We start from the raw sequence: 22,565 nt of genomic DNA, 5'->3' as shown, positions 1-22,565 counted from the left end.
GATGTCCTATTTCTTGAGTTTCTTTTTTAAGTTATCGATCGCGTTTCTGTATTCGATCGCCTTTTCGTAGTCGAGATCATTAGCTGCCTTAAACATCTGAACTTCAAGCGACTGAATGCGTTCCTTGATCTCCTCTTGATTCATGCGATCCTTGTAGCTCATCGGCTTCTCGTCCTTCTTGGTCGCTTCAATGACCTGACGAACGCCCTTAGAAACCGACTTCGGCGTAATGCCGTTTGCTTTATTGTATTCATCCTGAATCGTTCTTCTGCGGTTCGTCTCAGAGATGGCTTTACGCATACTCTCTGTCACCTGATCCGCATACATGATGACTTTTCCTTGTTCATTTCTCGCTGCACGACCGATGGTCTGCACGAGCGACGTCTCACTTCTTAAGAAGCCTTCTTTGTCGGCATCGAGGATCGCAACTAAGCTCACCTCTGGAAGGTCGAGTCCTTCTCTTAAAAGGTTAATACCTACGAGTACATCGTAGACACCTAATCGAAGATCTCTAATAATTCGCATACGCTCTAAGGTATCGATGTCGGAGTGCATGTAGGTGACCTTCACTTTAAGACTTTTTAAATAGTCCGTCAAGTCTTCTGCCATGCGCTTCGTAAGCGTTGTAACGAGTACGCGTTCGCCCTTTTCCGTGCGAACGTTGATCTCTTTAAAGAGGTCATCCATCTGATTCTCAATGGGGCGAATTTCTACGAGCGGATCGAGAAGTCCCGTGGGACGAAGAATCTGTTCGACGATCGTTGTAGATCGTTCCTTTTCAAAGTCTGCAGGCGTTGCACTCACATAGATGGCCTGATCGACTAAAGAATCGAACTCATCGAACTTGAGTGGACGGTTATCTAAAGCCGAGGGTAGACGGAAGCCATATTCCACGAGGTTTTCTTTTCTCGAGCGGTCTCCGAAGTACATTCCTCGAACTTGAGGAATCGTCACGTGCGACTCGTCGACCATTAAAAGCCAGTCTTTCGGGAAGTAATCTAGAAGCGTAAATGGACGAGATCCCGGAGCGCGGTTACTTAAGATTCTCGAGTAGTTTTCGATACCACTCGTAAAGCCCATCTCACGAAGCATTTCGATATCATAGCGCGTGCGCTCTTCGATGCGCTGTGCTTCGAGGAGCTTATTCTTACTCTTAAAGTAGCTGATGCGTTCTACGAGTTCTTCTTCGATGTCTTTAATGACTCGTTCCATGTTGTCTTTATCGGTGACGAAGTGGCTCGCAGGAAAGATGGCGACGTGTTCACGGTCACCGACCCATTCGCCTGTGAGGACGTTCACTTCACTGATGCGCTCGACTTCATCGCCAAAGAGTTCGATGCGGTAGGCGTTCTCTTCACCGTTTGCAGGAATTATTTCGATCACATCGCCTCGAACGCGGAAGGTACCACGCTTAAAGTCGATGTCGTTTCTTTTATACTGAATATCTATAAGTCTCGTTAAAATCTCTTCGCGGCTCTTTTCCATTCCTGGACGAAGGCTCAGTACGAGGTGCTTGTAGTCCACGGGGTCACCGAGACCGTAGATGCAGCTTACACTACTTACGATGAGAACATCTTCTCGTTCTTGAAGACTCGCTGTCGCCGAGTGACGAAGCTTATCGATCTCGTCATTAATGGAGGCGTCCTTTTCGATGTAGAGGTCGAGACCTGGAACGTAGGCCTCGGGCTGATAATAGTCGTAGTAGCTAACGAAAAACTCTACGGCATTTTTAGGAAAGAACGCGCGAAATTCACTAGCGAGCTGTGCTGCTAGTGTCTTATTGTGAGCGAGGACGAGCGTAGGCTTTTGAACCTTTTCAATGATCTTTGCCATGGTAAAGGTCTTACCAGAACCTGTAACACCTAGAAGTGTTTGGTAGCGTTCGCCATCTAATACGCCATTTGCTAATTTTTCTATCGCCTGAGGCTGATCACCTGAAGGCTCAAAGGGTGCATGGACTTCAAATTTCATACTCTTCTCCGAACATATGTTCCTATGTTAGTATACCATAAGAACTAACTTTCTGATACCCAAAAAAAGGCTCTCCGAGGGGATCTCGAAGAGCTCTTCATTATTTCGTTCTTCCTTTTAGGAAATCGATGGCAAATTTTAAGAGGGAATCCTGATCTGTACCGATCTCGTAGCGTTCAGGACTCTTGTAGCCCTTCTTCTCTACTTCTTCTCTCGTAATATCGGGAGCGATTCCTTCCTTGTGGATGATGTGACCTGACGGTGTCACCCAGTAGGAAGTCGTTAGCTTAAAGCCTGTTCCATCAGGAAGCTGATGAACCGACTGAACGATACCTTTACCGAAAGTCTTATCGCCGATGAGGGTTGCGACCTTGTGATCCTTTAAGGCTCCGGAGAAAATTTCAGAAGCAGAGGCCGAACCTTGGTTTGTAAGTACGACCATCGGCTTATCGAGCTTATGCTCTGCATCGCTCTTCGTGACTTCTTCGTTTCCTGCGCGGTCCTTGGTCGTAACGATCACGCCAGCACCTAAAAGTTGATCGGTGATGTGACTTACGACATCTAAGTCTCCACCTGGATTATTTCTCACATCAAAGATGTAGCTCTTGACGTTCTTTGATTCTAAGTCAGCGAGTGCTTTATCAAATAGTTCTCTCGTATTTAAGTTGAACTCGACAATTTGAATATATCCGATGTCGCCATCTTTTACAGACGAAACGACCGATGGATTTACAATGCGCTGACGTTTTAAATCGAACGTCTTCTTCTCACTTCCACGAAGGAGGTGAATCGTAACATCGGTACCCTCTTCACCACGCATGAGCTTGACTGCTTCTTGAAGCGACATCTCGGTGATGTCAGTCTCATCCACTTGATAGATGAGGTCTCCAGAGAGGATTCCTGCCTTTTGAGCAGGTGAACCTTGAATGGGGCTTACGACCTTAATGAGGCCGTTATCCATCTTCTCTACATACGTTCCGATACCTACGAAAGATCCTTCCATGTCTTCTTGGAAGGCCTTCATCTCATCCTTTGTATAGTAGGTGGAGTAAGGATCCTTTAAAGCAGAGAAGAGACCTTTAAGAATATAGGAGTCAAAATCGACTTCCTTGGTATCGGTGTAAAAGTTGGTTTTAATGTGCTTTTCAAGCTCAATGACCTTTTTAAAGCGGGTATTTAGGGCTTGATATTGATCGTATTCCGTCTTTGTAAGGACTACTCGATTTCCCGTAACAAGCGATGTGTTTCCGAGAATGTAGTAAGTAATACCTGCACTTAAAATGGCTACGATCAGTAGAAGCACAAGGACTGTGCTCTTTTTCATACGCTCTCCTTTTTTATCCTAGAAAAAGCGACGTCACCGTCGCTTATCTAAAGAAACTCATGGAATCGACCTCTTGGCCGTTAACAAAAACTGTAAAGTGTAAGTGGCTTCCGGTCGAATATCCCGTAGAACCCATGTACATGATGAGCTGGCCTTTTTTCACGACATCTCCGGCTTTGACGACACGAGAGAGACCGTGGGCATAGTGTGAAACGGTACCATCACCGTGGTCGATCGTCACGTAGTTACCGCTCATTCCGCGGAAACCACTGGCGATGACGAGTCCACTCTTTGTAGCTACAATCGGTGAACCAGCAGGTCCTGCTAAGTCCGTTCCGTTGTGGAAGGAGCTCGCTCCTGTAAACGGATCTGCTCTCCAACCAAAGGGTGAAGAGATGTAGGTAACGGTAGGCGTCGGCCAAGCCCAGCCTTTAGAAACTGTAAAGCTAAAGCTTCCTGTGGGTCTACCAGCTTTACGAGCCTGAGCTTCTCGAGCTTTACGAAGCTCTTCCGCTTTTCGTTTTTCTTCTGCAATACTTGCTTTGATGCTTTCTTCTTCAGAACGCATCTTCGCATAGTCTTGTCTGTAGGATTCCGTCAAAGCTTTGAGCTCTTCATTGCGCTTAGCAAGTGTCGCTTGAATACTCGTTAGTTCCTTCTTATCGTTTTCAAGCTCCACTTGTAGTACTCTTAGCTCTTCTAAGCTCTGTTTCGCTTTGATCTCGAGCTTTTCAATCTCAATTTGCTTATCATTTAGCTTCTTTAACGTCTCCTTGTCAAAATCGACAATATTTTGCATGTAAGAGGAGTTCATGAGGAAGTCCTCAATGCTCTTAGACGTCAAAAGGAGTGAAAGATTGCTCTCCATGCCATCTTGCATGTACATGACTCGAAGTCTTTCACTGAAGTCCGCTTGTTGCTCTTTGATATCGGCTTTCGCCTGCACAAGAGTCTCTTGGAGACGTTTGATCTCCGCTTCCTTCAATTTTGTTTTTAAGTTGTTTTCTTTGATCTTCCCTTCAAGTACGAGTTTTCTCGAAAGGATGACTCTGAGGTCGCGTTCAACACCTTGTTGATTTTGATACGTCTCATCAATTTGTTCTTGCTTCGTTTCCATGCGTTCTTTAAGATTCTTAAGCTTTTGCTCAGAAGCCTTAATGCTTGCAAACGAACTAAAGGCGAGACTGAAAATCAAAAGAAGTGCGAGTAAAACCCATATTCTCCGTTTATTCAAGTAAAACCTCCTAAGCTTTCAAATACTTTCGCATTGAAAATAGACTGCCTAATAGTCCTACACCTGCTCCGATGATGAAGTTCACTAAGATGACCTGATTCACAATGTGAATGTCACTAATTAAGATGGATGAACTCATATTTCTCAAGTAGTTCTTCATGAGAAAGAGAAGCTGTGTGTAGCTGTAGTGGAGTACGAGTGAACTGATCACCGCTCCAAGAATTCCGAGAATCACACCCTCGACGAGGAATGGTCCTCGGATATAACCGCGTGTTGCTCCGATAAAGCGCATAATGGTGATTTCATTTCTTCGGTTGGAGATTCCAATTCGAATGGTGTTTACGATCGATAAAATCGTAATGAAAAGTAGCGCTAGGATGAGAGCTAAACCGACAATTCGGACGGCTCTCGATATATTCGTAATGACGTTTGCTACGTCACGGTTATAAAAAGTTTTTCCGGCTTTGTCGAGCGCTTGAATCGATTTCAGCGTCTCGTTGGCCGTCTCTATATCAGCAATCTTAATGTTAAAGGAGTCTGGAAGTGGGTTCTCGTCAAGACCGGCGAGAGCTTTCTTTCCGTCCTCTCCTAAAGAAGCGATAAAGTCCTTTAATCCTTCTTCTTTCGTAATGAGTTCTACGTCTGTTACGTTTGGAAGATGGAGGATCTTCTCTTGAAGATCTTTGATGGTTTTATCGTTCGTTCCTTTAGGAATTTCATAGCGAATGGTATCAAAACGCTCCGCCACATTTTTTGTAGCATGCTGTGTATTTAATAGTAACAGTAGCACAAAACCGAGCATAATGAGCGTAAAAGCTACACTGATGATGGAAGCAATGCTCATGAGGGCATTCTTTGAGATGTTTCTTAGGGCTAGATAGATGGGATTGTTTCTCATCGGTATCCTCCTCGTTTTTCATCTCTCACGATCTTGCCCGCTTCGAGCTCAATGACGCGCTTTTTCATGGCATCTACGAGATCTCGCTCGTGCGTTGCCATGATGATCGTCGTTCCATACGTATTCAATTTATCGAGTAGGTCCATAAGGCCCCAACTCGTCTCAGGGTCTAAGTTACCTGTCGGCTCATCGCATATGAGTAGGGATGGATTGTTGGCAAGCGCTCTTGCAATGGAAACGCGTTGCTGCTCACCACCACTCATCTCTAATGGAAAGACTTTTTCCTTTCCACCGAGTCCAACGAGATTTAGCAATAGGGGTACCGTCTTTTTGATATGACGTCTGCTTCTTCCGGTAATATCCATAGCGAAGGCGACGTTATCGTATACATTGAGTTTATTTAAAAGCTTATAGTCCTGAAAGACAATACCGATTTCTCGGCGATAATGCGGAATGAGGCGTTTATGAAGATTTGTGACGTTTTTTCCGTTCACAAAGATCTGCCCATCGGTGGGATGTATCTCCTTACTTAAAAGGCGAATCATGGTACTCTTTCCAGCACCACTCGGACCGATGAGGAATACGAATTCCCCTGGTTTAATCTGCAATGAGACATCGTCTAGAGCGACGTTTCCAGTAGGATATCGCATTGTAACGTTCTTAAATACTACCATGTGACTCTCCTCGTAGTTCCAGTCTCACCAATTATAGCCTTAAACTCCTCATTTTTCAATGTTTACGTGGTTTTAGCCCATTTTGGAACGAGTGATTTCCCCCGAAAAAGGTTGTCAAAACCAAAGCTACGAGATCTGTTATTTTTTCGTAATAAAAGTCTTTTTGCGTATGTTGATCTTTCGACTAAATATGTAGAAAAGCCCTTAATATTAGATTTCTTCTTCCTTTAGGAGTCCCAGTGAAATCAAAGTCGCTCGCTCTGTCTCCATGAGGTTTACTTTATTGAGAGAACCGATCTTTCTTAAAAGCCTTGATTTATCAATGGCTCGTAGCTGCTCTAAAAGAACAAAGCTATCTCGTTCGAGACCACTCACCTCTTCACGAATGAGTACGTGTGTCGGTAGATCGGTTTTTTCCATACGAGCGGTAATGGGTGCAATGATCACGGTGGGAGCAAAGCGGTTACCCATGTTGTTCTGAAGAATCAACACGGGACGTCTGCCTTGCTGCTCACTGCCTACACCTGTACTGAGATCTGCTAGGAAGATATCTCCTCTCAAGATCTGTTCAGCCATTATTCACCTATATATTCTCTGCGTACGCGCTTCGAGAGATTCGTTACGATTTCATAGTTGATGGTATCAGCCCACTTTGCGAGTTCATCGCACGTTACGTGTGGTCCGATGAGTTCGACTTCATCGCCTACTTTAAGGTCGGTGTCGGTGATGTCGATCATAATCTGATCCATCGTGATGCGACCGATGACGGGTAGTCTCTTACCGCCGGCATAAACTTCAGCCTTTGTAGACATCTGTCTCTTATAACCGTCGGCATAACCGATAGGAAGCGTTGCAACTTTTGTAGGACGCGTTGCTCTAAAGATGTGAGAGTAGCTGACGCCTTCTCCCACTTCGATCTCTCTTACGTCTACAATTTTCGTATAGAGACTTAAAGCAGGCTTTAAATCTTTCTCTGTTACTTCGCCTGATGGATTTAAGCCGTAAATGCAGATGCCACCGCGAACGAGATTGGAGTATGCTGGATCGATTTCAAGAATCGATGCGGAGTTTTCGAAGTGAATCCAGCGGAAGGTGTGACCCTTTGACGTAAAGAAGTCGACACACTCTTTAAAGGTATTGACTTGCTTCATGGCTGCAGCCTTGTCGACTTCATCAGCTCTTGCAATGTGTGTAAAGATGCCTTCTGGTTTAAGCTTAAGAACATCGTTTCCAATGTGTTCAAGGTCCTTTAACTGAAAACCGATGCGGTGCATACCAGAGTCAATTTTTAAATGGCAACGGAGATTTGGAATCTCGAGTGCTGCTTTTAGACCGTGAATTTCGTGAATCGCTACACAGATGTTGTTCTCTGCAGCCGCTTTAAAGTCCTCTACCGGAGTGTCTCCAATGACTAGAATATCGGAGTCCTTCGATGCATTTCTTAGTTCCATCGCTTCTTCAAAGGTTGCAACACCGAAGAAGTGAAAACCTTCTTTTAGAAAGCGCTTATAAACGGGAAGAACGCCATGACCATAGGCATCTGCTTTAATGATGCAGACCATGTCCTTCTTTGCGCGTTCTTTTAAGAGCTTAGCGTTCGCTACAATGGCATTGAGATCGATAATCGCGTGTGTGCTTCTCATAGAATTACCACCATTCCTACCACATAGTCACCGTCATGAGATAGACTGGCGAGGACTTCTTGGTAGCCTTTCTTTTTAAAGATCGTCTGTAAATTTCCTAATGTATGGATATAGGGCTCTCCACTGTCTTTTCGAAGCACTTCGATATCGGAGAGTGAATAGTCCTTTAAACCCGTTCCCATAGCCTTGACAAAGGCTTCCTTTAAAGCGAAGTTCGAAGCGAGGGTCAAAGGATTCTCACTTCTTTCATGATATAGCTTCTCTTCGCCCTCGCTAAAGAAGCGAGGGATAAATTCCTGATAGGTGTCGATCAAACGCTCGATGCGATCGACTTTTAAAAGATCGACTCCAATGCGCATCTTATTTCATATAGCGGCGAATGCGTCGAACGAGTTCATTGACGCTAAAGCCATATTTCTCAAAGAGCTCTTCGCCCTTTGCACTTTCGCCAAAGTGATCGAGTGTAATGCTTTCTCCATCAAGACCTAAGTATCTGTCCCAGCTTAGCTTGCTCTGAGCTTCTACTGCAAAGCGCTTTCTAACAGCGTTTGGAAGAACCTTTTCGCGGTAAGCAGCCGTTTGACGGTTAAAGACATCCATCGAGAGCATACTTACGACTCGGATGTCGAAGTCTTTCTTTAAGCGTTCCTTCGCTTCTAGGCAAAGCTGTAATTCGCTTCCCGTCGCCATGAGAATGAGGTCGCAGTGATCGGTTTCTGGAGAGATGACGTAAGCGCCTTTCTCGATGTTCGTTCTTGAACCTGTAAGTTCTGGAAGGTCTTGGCGTGATAAGCAAATGGCAGAAGGACGATCGGAACGGAAAGCCATGTAGTAGCTGAGTGCCGTCTCGTAACCGTCTGCTGGGCGATAGACATCGACTCCAGGAATGGAGCGAAGCATCGTCAGTTGTTCGATCGGTTGATGGGTAGGACCATCTTCACCGACGCCGATGGAATCGTGTGTAAAGATAAAGACGGATGGAACATTCATGATGCTCGCAAGACGAATGGCAGGCTTCATGTAGTCACTAAAGCTTAAGAAAGTCGAGCCATAGGACTTCAGTCCTCCATGGAGGTTGATTCCATTAACGATTGCACCCATGGCAAATTCACGGATACCGTAGTGGATATTTTGTCCGAGCGGAAGGTCGCTTTGGAAGTACTCTGCTCCCTTGACGTCGCTCTTATTACTTCCTGCGAGGTCTGCGCTTCCACCGAATAAGCCCTTTTGATACTTCGAGAGCACTTGAATCATCTCAAAGCCATGAATACGAGTTGCTTTCTTACCTTTACTTACTTTTAGAAGAGCACGCTTTGCTTCTGTAGGAAGTGTCGTATCCATACGAAGAAGGAAAGCCTCCTTTTCTGGATTCTTGTTGAATGCATCGTTCCATTTTTTATAAGCATCGACTTTTTCTTTAATGATGTCTTTTAAGAATTCACGGACCTCATCTGATACGAAGAAGTCTCCATCGTGTTTAAACTTTAAGAAGTCCTTAGCGAGTTCTGCTTCTTCTTTACCGAGCGGTGCACCGTGAGCAGCACTCTTATCCATCTTGTTGGGGCTACCGTAACCGATGATGGTACGAACTTCAATGAGGACTGGCTTATCGCTCTTCTTGGCCTTCGTGATGGCCTTGTCGATAGCCTTGATGTCGTTTCCGTCTTCTACATAAAGCGTTTCAAAGCCCATGGCTTCAAAGCGAGCACGGACGTTTTCTGTAAAGGTGATGTCGGTTCTACCGTCGATCGTAACCTGGTTAGAGTCCCAGAGGACGATGAGGTTTTTAAGCTTTAAGTGTCCTGCAAGACTCATGGCTTCGTATTGAACGCCTTCCATGAGGTCTCCATCGCCGCAGATGACATACGTCTTATGGTCGATAATGGAGGGGAACTCGGCATGAAGTCTCGCTTCAGCCATGGCAAAGCCGACGGCCGTTGCGATTCCTTGACCGAGTGGTCCTGTCGTCATCTCGACACCTTCTGTCACACCGACTTCAGGGTGCCCTGGAGTCTTCGATCCCATCTGTCTGAAGTTTTTGATATCTTCTAAAGATAAGTCATAGCCGAAGAGGTGTAGAAGTGCATATTGAAGCATGCTTCCATGGCCGCCTGAAAGAATAAAGCGGTCGCGGTTCACCCATGTTGGATCCTTCGGATTAAAGGAAAGGTGATTCTTAAAGAGCGTATAGGCCATGGGTGCTGCGCCCATGGGTAATCCTGGATGTCCACTATTCGCCTTGTTGATCGCATCGACTGCGAGAAAGCGAATGGTATCAATCGTCTTCTGATCTGGTTTCATTTTTTTCTCCTATAGGTAGAGCAGTGCTTGCCCTAAATGTTCTTCTTGATCTCTTAGTTCTACTCGAATGGTGCGATAAGTTCCTTTTGGTCCGACTGGCTTTTTCGCCTGGAGGAGTAAGCCCTTCATAAAGCCCTGCGCGTGGCCCTCTTCTACGACATTGGCCTTTAAAACATCGACTTCTTCGTCATCGATAAAGACTCTAACGGAATGATCGGTAAGATCGGGGAAGATGTCGGTCTCTTCGGCTTGAAACTTCTTTAAACTCATAGGTCTTATGTAGATCATGTAGGAAGGATACGCTCCCTTTACTTCAAAAGCATTGATTCCATAGAGTTCGAGCGTATCGATCGTACAGTCAATCTGTAACTCCTCTGCTTCCGGTAGATCGTGTGCCCAAAACTCCAGGTAATCCTTCGCGTAGTCCTTAACGATCGCTAAGAAAGGCGCCTTCGTGCTTTCACACGTCATTTCGTAGTAGCCTTTGCTATTTGTTGAAGAAGTCATCAGGTCTTCAAATTGATCGTTCTTTAGGTAGACCTCTGCCCCTTCGAGTGGATTTCCATCTCTCGTTTTTACGTATCCATAGATCTTAGCCAAGTGTGACTCCTTTAGTACCCAAATCTTCCCTTAGCTTCCTTACATCACCTGTAAAGACAAAGCCATCCATGCCAAACTTCTTAGCGGCTTCGATGTTTTCCTTGCGATCATCGATAAAGTAGCACTCGGTTGGCTCTAGATCGAATCGTTTAAAGAGCTTCTCATAGATTTCTGCTTCTGGCTTCACGCACTTTTCTTCGTAGCTTAAAATCATGCCATCAAAGAGTGAAAAGATCTCGTCTCTTTCACGGAGGCGTTCAAAGACCTCGTTCGTATTACTTAATAAGTAGATTCCATACTTTGCTTTTAAATCCCTTATTAAAGAAAGAACCTCTTCTTCAAAAGGAACGAGTCTCCACCACTCACCGAGAGCTAATTCAACAGTCTTTTTTAAATCCTCTGGCGCTTCCTTTTGAAGTTCTTCAACCATTTCCTTTAGTGTCTTTGCACCGCTATCGAGTCCATGAAAGACCTCGTCGTTAAAACAGAGCTTTAGGAGAAATTCCTTCTCGAACTCGTTATCGACATAGAAGTCGAGCTGTTCTTCGGGATGCCAAAGTGCTATTACATTTCCTAAATCAAAAATGATGTTTTTAACCATAATGTTACCTCACTTCATTATACCAAAAGAATCAGTAAATGGCTCTTGTAACTAAAAGTCAAGATGTCTATAATGAATTTGATATGAAAAAAATTAATGGATTCAATACAATACGAGCCATCAGCCTCTTGGCTGTGCTCTTTTATCACTTTTCTACAACTATATTTCGCGGCGGATATATCTTTGTAAACGCCTTCTTCATGCTTAGCGGTTTTCTCATAACGAAGAAGCTCTTAGAAGAGGATTCCTTTTCTCTTCTGGACTTCTTGAAAAAGAAGATTCAAAAGCTACTCCCACCCGTCTTCTTTACGATTGCAATTAGCGCCATCTTAGCAAGTATCTTTGCAAGAGTACTCCTAAGTAAGCTCCTTTTGCAGTCAGTTACAGCAATGACATTTACGAATAACATTTGGCAAATTCTCGATGGACAGAGTTACTTCGAAGCGACGTACCCTCTGCTTTTTAGCCACCTGTGGTTCCTTTCAGTAGAATTTCAAATTCTCATCTTCTGGCCACTCGTCGTTTCTCTCGTAAAGCGCCGTCCAGATTTCGTGAAGCTTCTTACCTTTGGAGTCATCACGATTCTTTCTATGGTCGTAATGGCAGTTCTTACAAATGCCAATGGAGATAATACGCTTACGTATTATCATACGATCAGTAGGCTCTTTGCCTTTAGCTTAGGTGCTTTCTTATCGGTCTTTGTAAAACAGAGTGCACCGAAGATGCTACTTAGGAACATGCCAGAAAGAAATCTTCGCTTCGTCGAAGGCGTACTCCTACTGCTCACGATGTTCACCGCCCACTTCGTTCGAACGGACTTTCCAGAAACCTTCTGGTTTGTCATGCAGCTCCACACGCTCCTCTTCTTCCTCATCGTCTTCTTAGCCGTGAGTGAAAAGAGTTCGATGGGCATCCTCGGTGAATCGAAGATCATAAACTTCTTAAGTGACAGAAGCTATGAGTGGTATCTACTGAGCTTCCCGCTCTTTCAAATTGTCGCAGTGAATGTAGAAAAAGGACTCCTCGTCCAGATTCTAATCACCGTAGCCATCATGATCGCTCTAACAGAAGCTTACCGCTTCTTTATGAACATCTTTAATCCTTATCAAAAGCGTCGAACGGCACTCGTCCTCGCCGTCCTCCTCATCGCAACCTTCTTCGTTCCTGTAGACCGTGGTGATATCGATGCCATGGCAGAAGTCGCCAAGGAACAAGAGGAAGCCCTAGAAAGTCAAGAGCCTGTAACGGTTGAACCTGTGACCTTTGAACCCGTTACGATGGAACCTACAGCTTCGGCTGAAGTCAGTCTTCCAGAGAACTTCGGAAAACTCGTCTTAGGTGAAAACGTCCTAAAGATGAAGCCACCTGCAAAGGAAGCTTCCCTTGAAGACATCCTAGCATCGATTAAACTTTCCGATGAAGAACTCGCTGTCTTTAAGGACATGCCCGTTACCGTCATCGGTGACTCCGTCACCCTCATGTGTAATGCGAGCTTAAAGAAGGTCTTCCCTAAGCTCTATAATGACTCGAAAAAGAGCAGGCAGTTTGAAAAGCTACCGGAACAGATTCGAGTAAACCTCTCGAAAAAGACGCTCTACCCCGTGGTCATCATTCACCTCGGTGTAAACGGTTACATTCATGAGAAGCACCTGAGAGAAGCCATTAAGCTTGCAGGCGATCGACAACTCTTCTTTGTAGCGAACATCTCGCCGAAGAGTCAAAACGAATCGCACAACAATGAGCTCCTAGAGCAAGTTGCCGATGAACTTCCAAATGTTCACTTCATTCGTTGGTATGACTACGCTAACGGTAGAAATCAGATCTTCTACAAAGACCGTGTACATCCTGAGATGCCAAAAGGAACCGACGTCTTTGCAGCCTTTGTAGCGAGATCCTTGATGGTTGAATTAAAAAAATGATGCGAATCAACTGATTCGCATCTTTTTTATTCCACTTCTACAAAGCGCTTTAAGCGTACAAACCACAAAAGCTTCTTAAGAACCTTCGTTTTCTTAATCGCCTCATAGCTCGTCGCATAGAGTCTAAGTTGTTCCTTATAGCGCTCGACATAAGCGGTCGAAAGGTCTGTCTTGTAGTCGATCAGAACGACACCCTCCTCGTATTCGAGTACGAGGTCGATGATACCTTGTAAAAGAGTCGTCTCGCCCTCTACGTCGTAGCGGTAGACAAAGGGTAACTCACGCTTCATACCTTTCGCGTCTTTAAGGAGTGCTACAAAGCGTTCATCGGTTAGGAAACTCTCTAAGAGTTCTTTTTCATCGAAGTCCTTTAATACGCCTAACTCCATGAGTTCCTTAAGGCTCTCTTCGGGACGATTGACATCGATCCACTGCATGGCCTTATGGAAAGCTGTTCCTCGTAAGGATCCACCTTGTTCTTCAACCTCGATCTCTACCGTATGAGCACGCTCTTCACTTAATAGCTTTGATACACTAATCTTACTCGCAAGCTTTCTTTCCTTAAGTATCTTTCGTTCAATAAGTTTTCCTGCAGAACGAACCGATCTCTTTTGAGCTTCTAAGGTGACATCCTCTGGTTCGGTAAAGGTAAAGGATGGGTGTAATCCGCCTTCACAAAAGACACCGCAGCCTAGAAAGAGATCGAGGTAGCTTCTTGCACTCTTTAGACTTCCTAAAGAGTGAACACCAGCTTTCTTTTCGAGCTTTTCAATGTCGGTCGTAGCAAAGCTTAGGATGAGGCGCTTTTCCGCTCTCGTAAGAGCTACGTAAAAGAGTCGCACTTCTTCTTCGCGGTTCTTCTCCTTCATGCGATCTTCGATCATGCGCTTAAAAAGAGGCTTGGTCTTCGTGCGAGTTTCAAGGTCGATATCGAGTGCCACCATGTCGCTACCGTCTATGATGATAGGGCCACGCGTATCCATCTCGTTATAGAGTTTTTCTAAGTTACCGAGGATGACGACAGGAAATTGTAATCCCTTCGACTTATGGATACTCATGACGCGCACGGTGTCACTGTCTTCACTTAGTGTCTTTGCACTTTCAAAGTCTTTTTCTCGTTCGACGAGCTCATCTAAATAATTTAGGAACTTACCTAAGCCGACAAAGCTCGTCTCTTCGTATTCCCTGGCAAGCTTAAAGAGGAGATGAACGTTTGCAATGCGTTGCTCCCCTTGAGGCATGGCGAGAATAAAGGTCTCTAGTTCCGTCTCATAGAAAATTTCTTCAAGGAGTTCGTCGATTCCCACTGACCTCAAACGGTGCCTAAATCCTCGAATTTCGTCTAAGAAGAAGGCTATTTTTTTCTTCACCTCTTCATTTTTCGACTCTTCTTTGATGGCTTCGTAGATCGGCATCTCTTCGTGCTCTTTTCTAAAATCATAGATCTCTTGGTCTGTAAGAGCGTATCTCGGAAGTCTCAGTAAGCTTAGAATGGCAAGGTCTTGCTTAAAATTATCGATCACTTTCAAGTAATTTAGTAGGATATCCACCTCAAGGCTTTTTAAGTAAGCTGTGGAGGAATCCATGTAGACAGGGATGCCGTACTGAGAAAATTCCTTACTGATGAGATCTTTAAATCGTTTCGTCGAACGAAAGAGAACGACGATGTCCTTATAACGGTATCCTTCCCTTCGAAGTTCGTAGATTCTCTTAATAATACTTCGAACCTCATCGACATCCTTATCCTCGGTCGTCGTTTTCGTAATTAGAATCTCGACTGGATCTTCAATGTCCTTTAGTGACTCATTACCAAAGATGAGCTTCGTATTGTCGTCGTATTCGATGCCTCCAAAGTCCTTACAAAAGAGGTGCTTAAAGAGGTGGTTTACTCCATCTATGACACCTGGACTTGAGCGGAAGTTTTGGTTTAAGTCGATACGTACGGAATCGTCTGAGTATTGAAAGGAGTCGTACTTTTCTAAGAAGAGCGTGGGGTCGGCCTGACGAAAGCGGTAGATCGATTGCTTTAAGTCGCCTACCATGAAGACGTTATTGGTACGCTTTAAAGCCGTAACGATCGCCTCTTGAATGCGGTTCGTGTCCTGATATTCATCGATAAAGATGTAATCGTAGCGTTCTCTAAAGCTCTCTTGAATCATGGGAACCTTTAGGGCTTCCAGTGCGAGTGCCTCAAAGTCCTGAAAGCTTAAGAGCCCCTCTTCCTTTCTTTCGATAAAGAAGCGCTCGTGGTATTCTTCCGTAAGTTCGATGAGATCTTTGAGATCTTCCTTCTGTTTTTCATACACGGCCCATTCGCGTTCAAAGCTTTCGTCGGTATAGAGAATCGATTCCTGGGCTAGCTTTTTATACCGATTTCTTAGATCCTTGATCCTTTCGTGATCCTCCTTTAGCTCTTCACTTCCTTTAGGAAGCCTTGGAATCGTAGCAAAGGAGATGGCCTGAGGGAGGTTTTCAAGAAGCTTCTGTTCTTCCTTTAAGAAGTCTTCCATCTTTTCAGAATAAGAGAGTGTTAGTGCTTCTTCCGAAAGCTCCAGTGCTTCTCTTTTCATTCCATCGATACGCGCTTCAAAGAGACTTTTCCAGTAGTCTCTGTCGGAAAGCCTTTCTATCATCTCCTCTACCGCAAGCTCTCTCGAGGCGTGGTTTGAAAGCTCTCGGTCTAAGTTTCGAATGATGTTTCGAAGCGGTTCATCGCTTCGATCGTCACTAAAGCGCTCCACCAGGCGCAAGAATGAAGGCCTCTCCTCATCGTAGTAGGCTTCAAAGAGGTCATCTAGAATTTTTGCTTCTAAGATGGCATTTTCCGTATCACTACCGACACTGACAGACGGGTCGACATCTAGGTAGTGAAAGCATTCGAGGACAACGCTTCGGCAGAAGCTATCGATGGTCTGAATGCTCGCCTGAGGAAGAGCACGCAGTGCATCCTTTAAAGAAGGATCCTTTCTAAGGGCCTTATGAATCTTTTCTCGCATGTCCTTTGCAGAAGCATTCGTAAAGGTGATGACGAGAAACTTTGTAATGTCTTCGCCTTCTCGAAGAAGCGTGAGAATGCGCTCTGTAAGGACTGCCGTCTTTCCACTTCCAGCAGCCGCACTTACGAGAATATTTTTCCCGCGTTCATTAATGACACGCTCTTGACTCGGTGTCCATTTCATGACTCTTTCTCCTTTCGAATGATTCGAAACGGCCCATACATCGGGTCAAAGCGACAGATGGAAGCATAGTTACAGTAGGTGCAAGGGACTTTTTTGTCATAGAGAACGGGCTTTGCGCTGATGTCTCCGATATTCATGCGGTCTAGCGTTTCCTTTGCTTTCTCGACTGCGATCTCTCTTAGTTCTTTCAGTTCACTCTCTGATAGACTCACTTGACTGACATAGTCATTCGTTTCTACACCAGGAAGGCTGATTCCATCTAAGACCTTTAGCTGACTTCCTTCCTCTACGAGTGGATCTTGAATTCTCGAGTAGTAGACGCCACTCACATCCTTACCACTGAGCTTTTCATAGGCGTTGGCGTAGATTAAAAGCTGAAGGTCGAGTCCCTCTTTTGCACGCGTCATGTCGAAGCGCTTGGAACCACTCTTATAGTCGACGATTCGAAAGTGCGAGTCGTTTTCATCGATGCGGTCAATTTTCCCATAGAGTGTCACTTGCCCCAAAAGATAAGAGACACTCTCTTCAAAGCGCATGGGTACAAAGACCGACTCCTTTAAGTAGGAGAAGGTGTCTCTAAGCACTCGGCTCACGATGCGCTTGGCTTTTTTTAAGAAGTAGCGACCACTCGCCTTTTCTCTAAAGACGTCGTAGTTCTCGGCTACTGCAATCTCTTGAATGAGCTTGTCTAGATAGGGATCCATCTCTTCTAACGTCCACTCTCCCTTGACGTACTCTTCAACGGCATTCTCAACGACACTGTGATAAAGCGTACCGATGTCATTGAGCTGGATCTTAAAGTCCTTTCGTTCTTTCGGAAGCAGGTCGTAGCGAACGAAGTATCTAAAGGGACAGCTATTAAAGGTCTCAAGCCTTGAAACACTCGAATGGAGGATCTCTCTTCCTACGAGATTTTCTGTCAAGGGAACGTCTTCAGAGAGCTTTTTCAATCGTTCAAGCTCTTCCTCCGTAATGTTTATCAGTTCCTCTTCACGCTTTTCTTTTAAAGCTTCTAATGCTCTTCTCTTACTAAAAGACGGATGCTCGTAGTAGTGATCGTCTAGCGTATGAAGGGCATCTTTCGTAAGGCCTTTTAAGTAGCGACTGACTCGCCTTTGATCCTTAGAATAGTCACTTAAGGCGTAACTAATCGTAAGCTCTCTTCCTACGAGACTTAGAGCGCTCACGAAGTCGAGCTCGTCGAGTTTTTCATTGAAGTCCATGGTGTCGTGAAGGTCGTAACCCATGAGCTTTAAGCGGTCTTTTTCGGAACTTCGAAAGAGCCCGTGGTCACTCGGTTCTCTAGGAATTAAACCATCGTTAAAACCTGTAAAGTAGACTTCCAAAGCACTTTCATGGGTACTTCGGTGAAGCGTAACGATCGAGATTCGATCCTCTCTCGGAGGAATGATACCGATCGTGACATCCTTTAAGCTAGAAGCTAATATGCGTCTAAATTCTTTAAGCTCTATGGGATCCTCTAGACTCACCGTCTGAAGTTGGGTGAGCGTATCGACAAAGGTCTCCCAAATTTGACTGATGACAGCAACCTCTTCAATCTCCCCACGTCTTTCAAGTTCCTCCTGTTCTTTTAAGAGGGATTCAGGAAAGTGAAGTCGAATGAGTGCTTCTCTTAGGTTTTCGGCGTGGCTTTTAAGGGTTGCCTTGTGATTCATAAACTTCTTTAGAGGGAGCATCTCAGAGAGAAAATCCTGACGGATCGCTTCGAGCTCTTCCTCTTCAAAGGGAACAAAGAAGCGATCGTAGTCGATTCCTCGCTCAATGAGTTCATTTTCAAAGAGGTCTAGCTTATCGTAGTCGTCTTCTGTTCGAATGCCACGCAAATAGCCGATGACGTCATCTCTAGAAAAGCCACGGATAAAGATATTTAATAGCGCAAAGACGCTCTTCATGACGCGAGTCTTAAGGATCGGTTTTCTGGAGTCACTAAAGACAAAGAGTCCGAGCTCTTCAAAGACGCGCTTAATGATCGATCCGTAGAGACCGAGGTCTGAGGTAATAATTCGAATGTCAGAAAGCTTTAAAGAGGGGTCTTGTCTTAGCTTCTTTAAAATGTCTAAACCTACGAACTCCACCTCTTCGTAGATGTCTTTCGCTTCAAAGATGCGTATACCTTCTCTCATAGATCCCTTTTCTTCTAAGAGACTCGTCGCAAAGTCCTTAAAAGGATTAGGAAAAGAAAGCTTTATCTCCTCTACAGAGGGGAAGGTTCGAAGGATCCAGTCCTTGGTGTTTTGCGTGACTTCAAAAGCACTCTCTTCTTCAAGACTCAGAACAATATGTACACACTTCGTCTGTTTTTCGATGCATTCGATTAAGCGCTTGGTGTTGTAATCAAAGTGCTTAAAGTCTAAAAGCCATACGTTTTCAGTGCTTACGAGTCCAAAGTCCTTGGAATGCTTTAAAAAGAGTTCAACCTTTTCTTCCTCGTCAAAGTACTCATCGTGCATGCGTTCAAGGAATCTTTCGTATAGCAGGATGAGGTCATGAAGCGTCTTATAAAGGAGTGACTCCTCCTTTTCTTCTTTTAAAAGTTTCTTTAGATCGTCTGGTAAGATGTGGTCGGTTTGAAGCTTTTCGATGGTCGATTCGAGTTCTTCATAGAAGCCTTCCTTTTCAAAGCTAAGAAGGATCTTAAGTTCCTTTCGAACCGACTCGTGAATGGAACGAAAGAGAATTCGTTTTCCGATCTTTGTAATCGGGGTCTTTGAAGGTGTAAAGATGTCCCGAGAGAGCACCTCTAAAAGGTGCTTAAAGCTCGTCACCTGTGTATCGATAAGGCCTTCGAGATCTAACAATTCGATCATCTGTGATTCAAAGGCCAAGGTCGACTGAGGCGGTGTGATGACGGTCGATTCTCCCTTTAAAACGAGTTCAAAGATGCGTTTTCTCTTTTCGAAGCTATCGACACCACTATAGATTCGTATCATGCTTTTTCCTTCCTAGTAAAAAGAGTACAAAACTCACGAGAAAAGCGATAAGGATTGTACTTACGAGAAAGCCTAAAAAGAAGCCTTGAGGTAAGAACTGAATGAGGTAGTGCTCGCTCGTAAAGGTCCAGAGGTCGTTCGAAAAGAGGACCTTATGCATGAGTGTAAAGGCTTGATCGAAGTAGAGAGCAGAAATTCCAAAGAATAAGAACAAAAGAAGCATGGCATAGAACTGGTAGCGAAGAAAGCGCTTTCTTTGAGGTACTAAAAAGAGCCCCCATACCATGAGCGTAAACATCACGACACAGAGGATGAAGATCCACTTAAAGATCAATACGACTTCCTTCATGTGAAAGATCTCTTGGGCCTTAAAAAGGCTCTCGTTTTCATATTCTACGATGAGGTGTGGAGTACGACCTACCATGAAGTCCGAAATATTTTTAGCCCCTTCATCGACGACTTCACTCGGTAAACCGATCGACTCATAGACGCCGTTCTTGTGCATTAAAAAGCGATAGAAGGGAGCACTTTGTACGAGCACAAAGAAGCTCGAAAAGAGGATCAAAAGTGCCATGAATAAGCTGATCATGGGTACAGCGAGCTTATTCATCGAGGGAACCTCTGATCTCAGAGATACTCTTTTGATGCTTCTCAGCAAGATTCTTTAAGTCTTCAAATTCGTACTTTTCTCGAACGACGCCAAAGCCTTTAGAAACTTTTTTTCGTACACTTCCCCACTTTGTTTCGACGGTTTCGATCGTTCGTTCTAATGTATGTCGTCGGTAAGATTTTTCGCGTACTCCGATCGTCGTCGTATGCTTAAAGAGGATCTCAAGGATCTCTTCTTTCTTTTCTTCTTCACAGAGGATCACAAAGAGCGTCCCTGGACGGTTCTTTTTCATCCCGACAGAAACCGTATAGACATCGAGTGCACCGCCAGCTAAGAGTTTTTCCGTGGCAAAGGCGATCTCCTCTGCCGTCATGTCATCTACGTTGAAGTTGAATTCAACGATCGATTCATTTTTCGCACGTTCTCCGAGATAAGCTCGTAGGCAGTTCACTTGCTCAAACTCCTTCGTGCCCATGCCGTAACTGATGCGTTTAAAGGAGAAGTCTTGGAGTCTTTCGAAGCGATCGACAAAGTACTTTAGAAGTGCAGCTCCAGTAGGTGTACAGAGCTCACCTTCGATCTTTGAATAGACTGGGATCCCTTCTAAAAGGAGAGCCGTAGCAGGAGCAGGTACGGGAAGAAGGCCATGGGCTGTCTCTACCGACCCAAAGCCAACGTGTACGGGGCTTGCGATGATCTCCGTGGGATTTAGCTTATTGATCAGATAACATACAGCAGTAATGTCTGCGATCGCATCTAGGCGACCGACTTCATGAAAGTGAATGTCAGAAACCGATACGCCGTGGACCGTGCTTTCGGCCTCTGCGATGAGCTTATAAATTTCCTTCGCCTGACTCTTTACAGGTTCTTCTACGTTTTCTTTTTCGATGAGATCTAATACATCCTGAAGCGAACGATGAACGTGACCATGTTGTTCGGTTTCTACGTCCATCTTGAGTCCTACGATGCCACTTTTTGTCACTCTTTTTAATGCAAAGTGAACGTCAGAGAGCTTCAGATCATTGAGCTCCTCTTGAATCTTAAACGGATCGTCAAAGAGTCCTAAAAGAGCCGAAGTGAGCATGTCTCCACTTGCTCCCATGCTGAGATCGAGATATAGGATCATTTTGCCTCCATGTGGTTGATGCGACTCGCCTGTACAGCCGCTCCAAAACCATTGTCAATATTTACGACACTCACGCCATTCGCGCAGCTATTTAACATCGCAAGGAGCGCTGCCAGTCCACCGAAATTTGCTCCGTAGCCTACACTCGTAGGAACGGCGATGACAGGAGCACTAACGAGTCCCCCTAGAACGCTTGCTAGCGCTCCTTCCATTCCAGCGATCGCGATCACAACGGATGCGTTCATGAGTACATCGAGATGGCTTAAGATGCGATGAAGTCCTGCAACACCCACATCCGTAAGTCTCACGACATCATTTCCTAAATATTCTAACGTAACGGCTGCTTCTTCGAGCACCGGTAGATCACTCGTTCCAGCAGCACATAGGACGACTTTTCCTAACCCATCGATTTTTCTCTTTTCTCCTAAGGTCAGGATTCTCGCGACCTCGTGGTAGGTAAAAGGAAGCTCCTTTTGAAGCTCTTGTGCTTGTTCCTTTGAAACTCTCGTCACGAGAATTGCTTCATCACTTCTCTTTCTTAAAGCCTTAGTGATCGTAGCAATCTGCTCCACGGTCTTAGATGCTCCGTAGATCACTTCAATCTGCCCTTGTCTTAAAGACCTGTGGTGATCGACGAGTGCGTCCTTCACTTCTTCAAAGGGTTCCTTTTTTAGTTCGAGCATCACCTCATCGACACACACTTCACCCCGTTGTAGCTTTTCTAATAAATCTTTTATCATCGTTCCTCCAGATCTAAGTAAACTTTCTTAAACTCCTTCTTTAGCTCGGAAAGAACCTCTACTCGATTCATCATGAGCTTTTCCATGTCTACACTTGTGAGCTCTAAGCGACATCCTTCTTCTGTCATTCGCACCCTGAAGTCTATAAATCCTAACTCTCTTAAGTAGTCTTCTGCCCACTCGACGCGCTTTAGATCTTTCATTGTAATAATTTTTCCTGTGGGAATTCGAGTCGCAAGGCAAGCATAGGATGGTTTCTTCCAGGTGAAGAGATTCGCTTCCTTAAGGTGCTCTCTTATCATCTCTTTTGTAAGATCACACAATCTTAAAGGCGATAGCACTCCTAATTCCTGCAGTGCCTTATATCCTGGCCTGTCACTTAAGTCATCCGATGCATTCGTACCGTCTAAGATGACCTCTACCCCTCGGTTTAAGGCGTCCTCTTTAATGCGTGAAAAGATCAGCTTCTTACAGTGATAGCAGCGGTCCTTTTCATTCCTTCGTACGAGCTCGTCTCCTAACACATCTTCTTCTAGAATGATGAGCTCCGTCTGAAGCTCTTTTGAGATTTTTTTTGCATCCTCTAACTCAAAGCGAGGACCAAAGGGCGTCTTTACAAAGTAACAAAGGATTTCCTTTGCGTGCTTAAGAGCTTCATATAAAAGATAACTTGAATCGACACCGCCGGAAAATCCGATGGCAACCGATGGATGTTCTTTAAAAAATTCTTGTAATGTCATAATCACCTTTCTTAGGTTAATCATAACACGAGCACACCGGAGAGACACCTTGGA

The 22,565-nt window shown here is 44.7% G+C and carries 18 protein-coding genes; 1 reads left to right on the top strand and 17 read right to left on the bottom strand.

Annotated features, from left to right (window positions below):
- Positions 1-6: 6 nt before the first annotated feature.
- The 11 genes from uvrB to ACUB3H_RS04875 form a co-directional block, all read right to left on the bottom strand.
- A complete protein-coding gene (gene uvrB, locus ACUB3H_RS04925; RefSeq protein ID WP_459129548.1) occupies positions 7-1,971 on the bottom strand; it encodes an excinuclease ABC subunit UvrB in 1,965 nt (654 codons plus the stop codon).
- 100 nt (positions 1,972-2,071) lie between these two features.
- On the bottom strand, positions 2,072-3,295 hold the full coding sequence (locus tag ACUB3H_RS04920) for a S41 family peptidase (protein WP_459129547.1): 1,224 nt from the start codon (positions 3,293-3,295) through the stop codon (positions 2,072-2,074).
- Positions 3,296-3,338: 43 nt separating this feature from the next.
- Entirely contained in the window at positions 3,339-4,529 is a 1,191-nt protein-coding gene (locus ACUB3H_RS04915) for a murein hydrolase activator EnvC family protein (protein WP_459129546.1), read from the bottom strand.
- A 10-nt stretch (positions 4,530-4,539) separates the two neighbouring features.
- Complete coding sequence (gene ftsX, locus ACUB3H_RS04910) at positions 4,540-5,427, bottom strand: permease-like cell division protein FtsX (RefSeq protein WP_459129545.1); 888 nt, start codon at positions 5,425-5,427, stop codon at positions 4,540-4,542.
- On the bottom strand, positions 5,424-6,101 hold the full coding sequence (ftsE, locus tag ACUB3H_RS04905; protein WP_459129544.1) for a cell division ATP-binding protein FtsE: 678 nt from the start codon (positions 6,099-6,101) through the stop codon (positions 5,424-5,426). Before ftsE ends, ftsX begins: the two co-directional genes overlap by 4 nt.
- A 210-nt stretch (positions 6,102-6,311) precedes the next feature.
- On the bottom strand, positions 6,312-6,677 hold the full coding sequence (locus ACUB3H_RS04900; protein ID WP_459129543.1) for a type II toxin-antitoxin system PemK/MazF family toxin: 366 nt from the start codon (positions 6,675-6,677) through the stop codon (positions 6,312-6,314).
- Positions 6,677-7,744, bottom strand: a complete 1,068-nt coding sequence (alr, locus tag ACUB3H_RS04895; RefSeq protein WP_459129542.1) for an alanine racemase — start codon at positions 7,742-7,744, stop codon at positions 6,677-6,679. The genes ACUB3H_RS04900 and alr overlap by 1 nt, the downstream gene beginning before the upstream one ends.
- Positions 7,741-8,103, bottom strand: coding sequence for a holo-ACP synthase (gene acpS / locus ACUB3H_RS04890; protein WP_459129541.1), 363 nt, complete (start codon positions 8,101-8,103; stop codon positions 7,741-7,743). The genes alr and acpS overlap by 4 nt, the downstream gene beginning before the upstream one ends.
- A 1-nt stretch (position 8,104) precedes the next feature.
- Positions 8,105-10,045, bottom strand: coding sequence for a transketolase (gene tkt, locus ACUB3H_RS04885; RefSeq protein WP_459129540.1), 1,941 nt, complete (start codon positions 10,043-10,045; stop codon positions 8,105-8,107).
- A 9-nt stretch (positions 10,046-10,054) separates the two neighbouring features.
- The gene (locus tag ACUB3H_RS04880) at positions 10,055-10,645 is read right to left on the bottom strand and encodes a carboxypeptidase-like regulatory domain-containing protein (protein ID WP_459129539.1); all 591 of its coding nucleotides are present in this window, start codon (positions 10,643-10,645) and stop codon (positions 10,055-10,057) included.
- Positions 10,638-11,246 (bottom strand): HAD family hydrolase, encoded by a 609-nt coding sequence (locus tag ACUB3H_RS04875; protein WP_459129538.1) that lies wholly within the window; start codon positions 11,244-11,246, stop codon positions 10,638-10,640. The genes ACUB3H_RS04880 and ACUB3H_RS04875 overlap by 8 nt, the downstream gene beginning before the upstream one ends.
- An 83-nt stretch (positions 11,247-11,329) precedes the next feature.
- Between ACUB3H_RS04875 and ACUB3H_RS04870 the strand changes: the two genes are divergently transcribed.
- Positions 11,330-13,165, top strand: a complete 1,836-nt coding sequence (locus tag ACUB3H_RS04870) for an acyltransferase family protein (RefSeq protein ID WP_459129537.1) — start codon at positions 11,330-11,332, stop codon at positions 13,163-13,165.
- Between the two features lie 26 nt (positions 13,166-13,191).
- Here the strand turns inward: ACUB3H_RS04870 and ACUB3H_RS04865 are convergent, their stop codons facing one another.
- Genes ACUB3H_RS04865 through larE form a run of 6 tightly spaced genes read right to left on the bottom strand, consistent with a single transcriptional unit; the run spans position 13,192 to position 22,511 of the window.
- Positions 13,192-16,344, bottom strand: a complete 3,153-nt coding sequence (locus ACUB3H_RS04865; RefSeq protein ID WP_459129536.1) for a UvrD-helicase domain-containing protein — start codon at positions 16,342-16,344, stop codon at positions 13,192-13,194.
- Complete coding sequence (locus ACUB3H_RS04860) at positions 16,341-19,295, bottom strand: PD-(D/E)XK nuclease family protein (protein WP_459129535.1); 2,955 nt, start codon at positions 19,293-19,295, stop codon at positions 16,341-16,343. Before ACUB3H_RS04860 ends, ACUB3H_RS04865 begins: the two co-directional genes overlap by 4 nt.
- Positions 19,279-19,905, bottom strand: a complete 627-nt coding sequence (locus tag ACUB3H_RS04855; RefSeq protein ID WP_459129534.1) for a lipoprotein intramolecular transacylase Lit — start codon at positions 19,903-19,905, stop codon at positions 19,279-19,281. The genes ACUB3H_RS04860 and ACUB3H_RS04855 overlap by 17 nt, the downstream gene beginning before the upstream one ends.
- Complete coding sequence (larC, locus tag ACUB3H_RS04850; RefSeq protein ID WP_459129533.1) at positions 19,898-21,031, bottom strand: nickel pincer cofactor biosynthesis protein LarC; 1,134 nt, start codon at positions 21,029-21,031, stop codon at positions 19,898-19,900. Before larC ends, ACUB3H_RS04855 begins: the two co-directional genes overlap by 8 nt.
- The gene (gene larB / locus ACUB3H_RS04845) at positions 21,028-21,771 is read right to left on the bottom strand and encodes a nickel pincer cofactor biosynthesis protein LarB (RefSeq protein WP_459129532.1); all 744 of its coding nucleotides are present in this window, start codon (positions 21,769-21,771) and stop codon (positions 21,028-21,030) included. The genes larC and larB overlap by 4 nt, the downstream gene beginning before the upstream one ends.
- Positions 21,768-22,511, bottom strand: a complete 744-nt coding sequence (gene larE, locus ACUB3H_RS04840) for an ATP-dependent sacrificial sulfur transferase LarE (protein ID WP_459129531.1) — start codon at positions 22,509-22,511, stop codon at positions 21,768-21,770. The genes larB and larE overlap by 4 nt, the downstream gene beginning before the upstream one ends.
- Between the last annotated feature and the right edge of the window lie 54 nt (positions 22,512-22,565).

It is taken from the genome of Guggenheimella bovis (assembly GCF_054492335.1).
Note: the sequence above shows the minus strand (reverse complement) of the source record. Positions and strands in the feature narration are given on the sequence as shown.

Coding starts and splice junctions, on each gene's coding strand:
- ACUB3H_RS04860 (WP_459129535.1), bottom strand. CDS start 19,295: ATGATACGAATCTATAGTGGTGTCGATAGCTTCGAAAAGAGAAAACGC.
- ACUB3H_RS04900 (WP_459129543.1), bottom strand. CDS start 6,677: ATGGCTGAACAGATCTTGAGAGGAGATATCTTCCTAGCAGATCTCAGT.
- larC (WP_459129533.1), bottom strand. CDS start 21,031: ATGATCCTATATCTCGATCTCAGCATGGGAGCAAGTGGAGACATGCTC.
- uvrB (WP_459129548.1), bottom strand. CDS start 1,971: ATGAAATTTGAAGTCCATGCACCCTTTGAGCCTTCAGGTGATCAGCCT.
- larE (WP_459129531.1), bottom strand. CDS start 22,511: ATGACATTACAAGAATTTTTTAAAGAACATCCATCGGTTGCCATCGGA.
- ACUB3H_RS04865 (WP_459129536.1), bottom strand. CDS start 16,344: ATGAAATGGACACCGAGTCAAGAGCGTGTCATTAATGAACGCGGGAAA.
- alr (WP_459129542.1), bottom strand. CDS start 7,744: ATGAGAAGCACACACGCGATTATCGATCTCAATGCCATTGTAGCGAAC.
- ftsE (WP_459129544.1), bottom strand. CDS start 6,101: ATGGTAGTATTTAAGAACGTTACAATGCGATATCCTACTGGAAACGTC.
- acpS (WP_459129541.1), bottom strand. CDS start 8,103: ATGCGCATTGGAGTCGATCTTTTAAAAGTCGATCGCATCGAGCGTTTG.
- tkt (WP_459129540.1), bottom strand. CDS start 10,045: ATGAAACCAGATCAGAAGACGATTGATACCATTCGCTTTCTCGCAGTC.
- ACUB3H_RS04920 (WP_459129547.1), bottom strand. CDS start 3,295: ATGAAAAAGAGCACAGTCCTTGTGCTTCTACTGATCGTAGCCATTTTA.
- larB (WP_459129532.1), bottom strand. CDS start 21,771: ATGATAAAAGATTTATTAGAAAAGCTACAACGGGGTGAAGTGTGTGTC.
- ACUB3H_RS04870 (WP_459129537.1), top strand. CDS start 11,330: ATGAAAAAAATTAATGGATTCAATACAATACGAGCCATCAGCCTCTTG.
- ACUB3H_RS04855 (WP_459129534.1), bottom strand. CDS start 19,905: ATGAATAAGCTCGCTGTACCCATGATCAGCTTATTCATGGCACTTTTG.
- ACUB3H_RS04875 (WP_459129538.1), bottom strand. CDS start 11,246: ATGGTTAAAAACATCATTTTTGATTTAGGAAATGTAATAGCACTTTGG.
- ftsX (WP_459129545.1), bottom strand. CDS start 5,427: ATGAGAAACAATCCCATCTATCTAGCCCTAAGAAACATCTCAAAGAAT.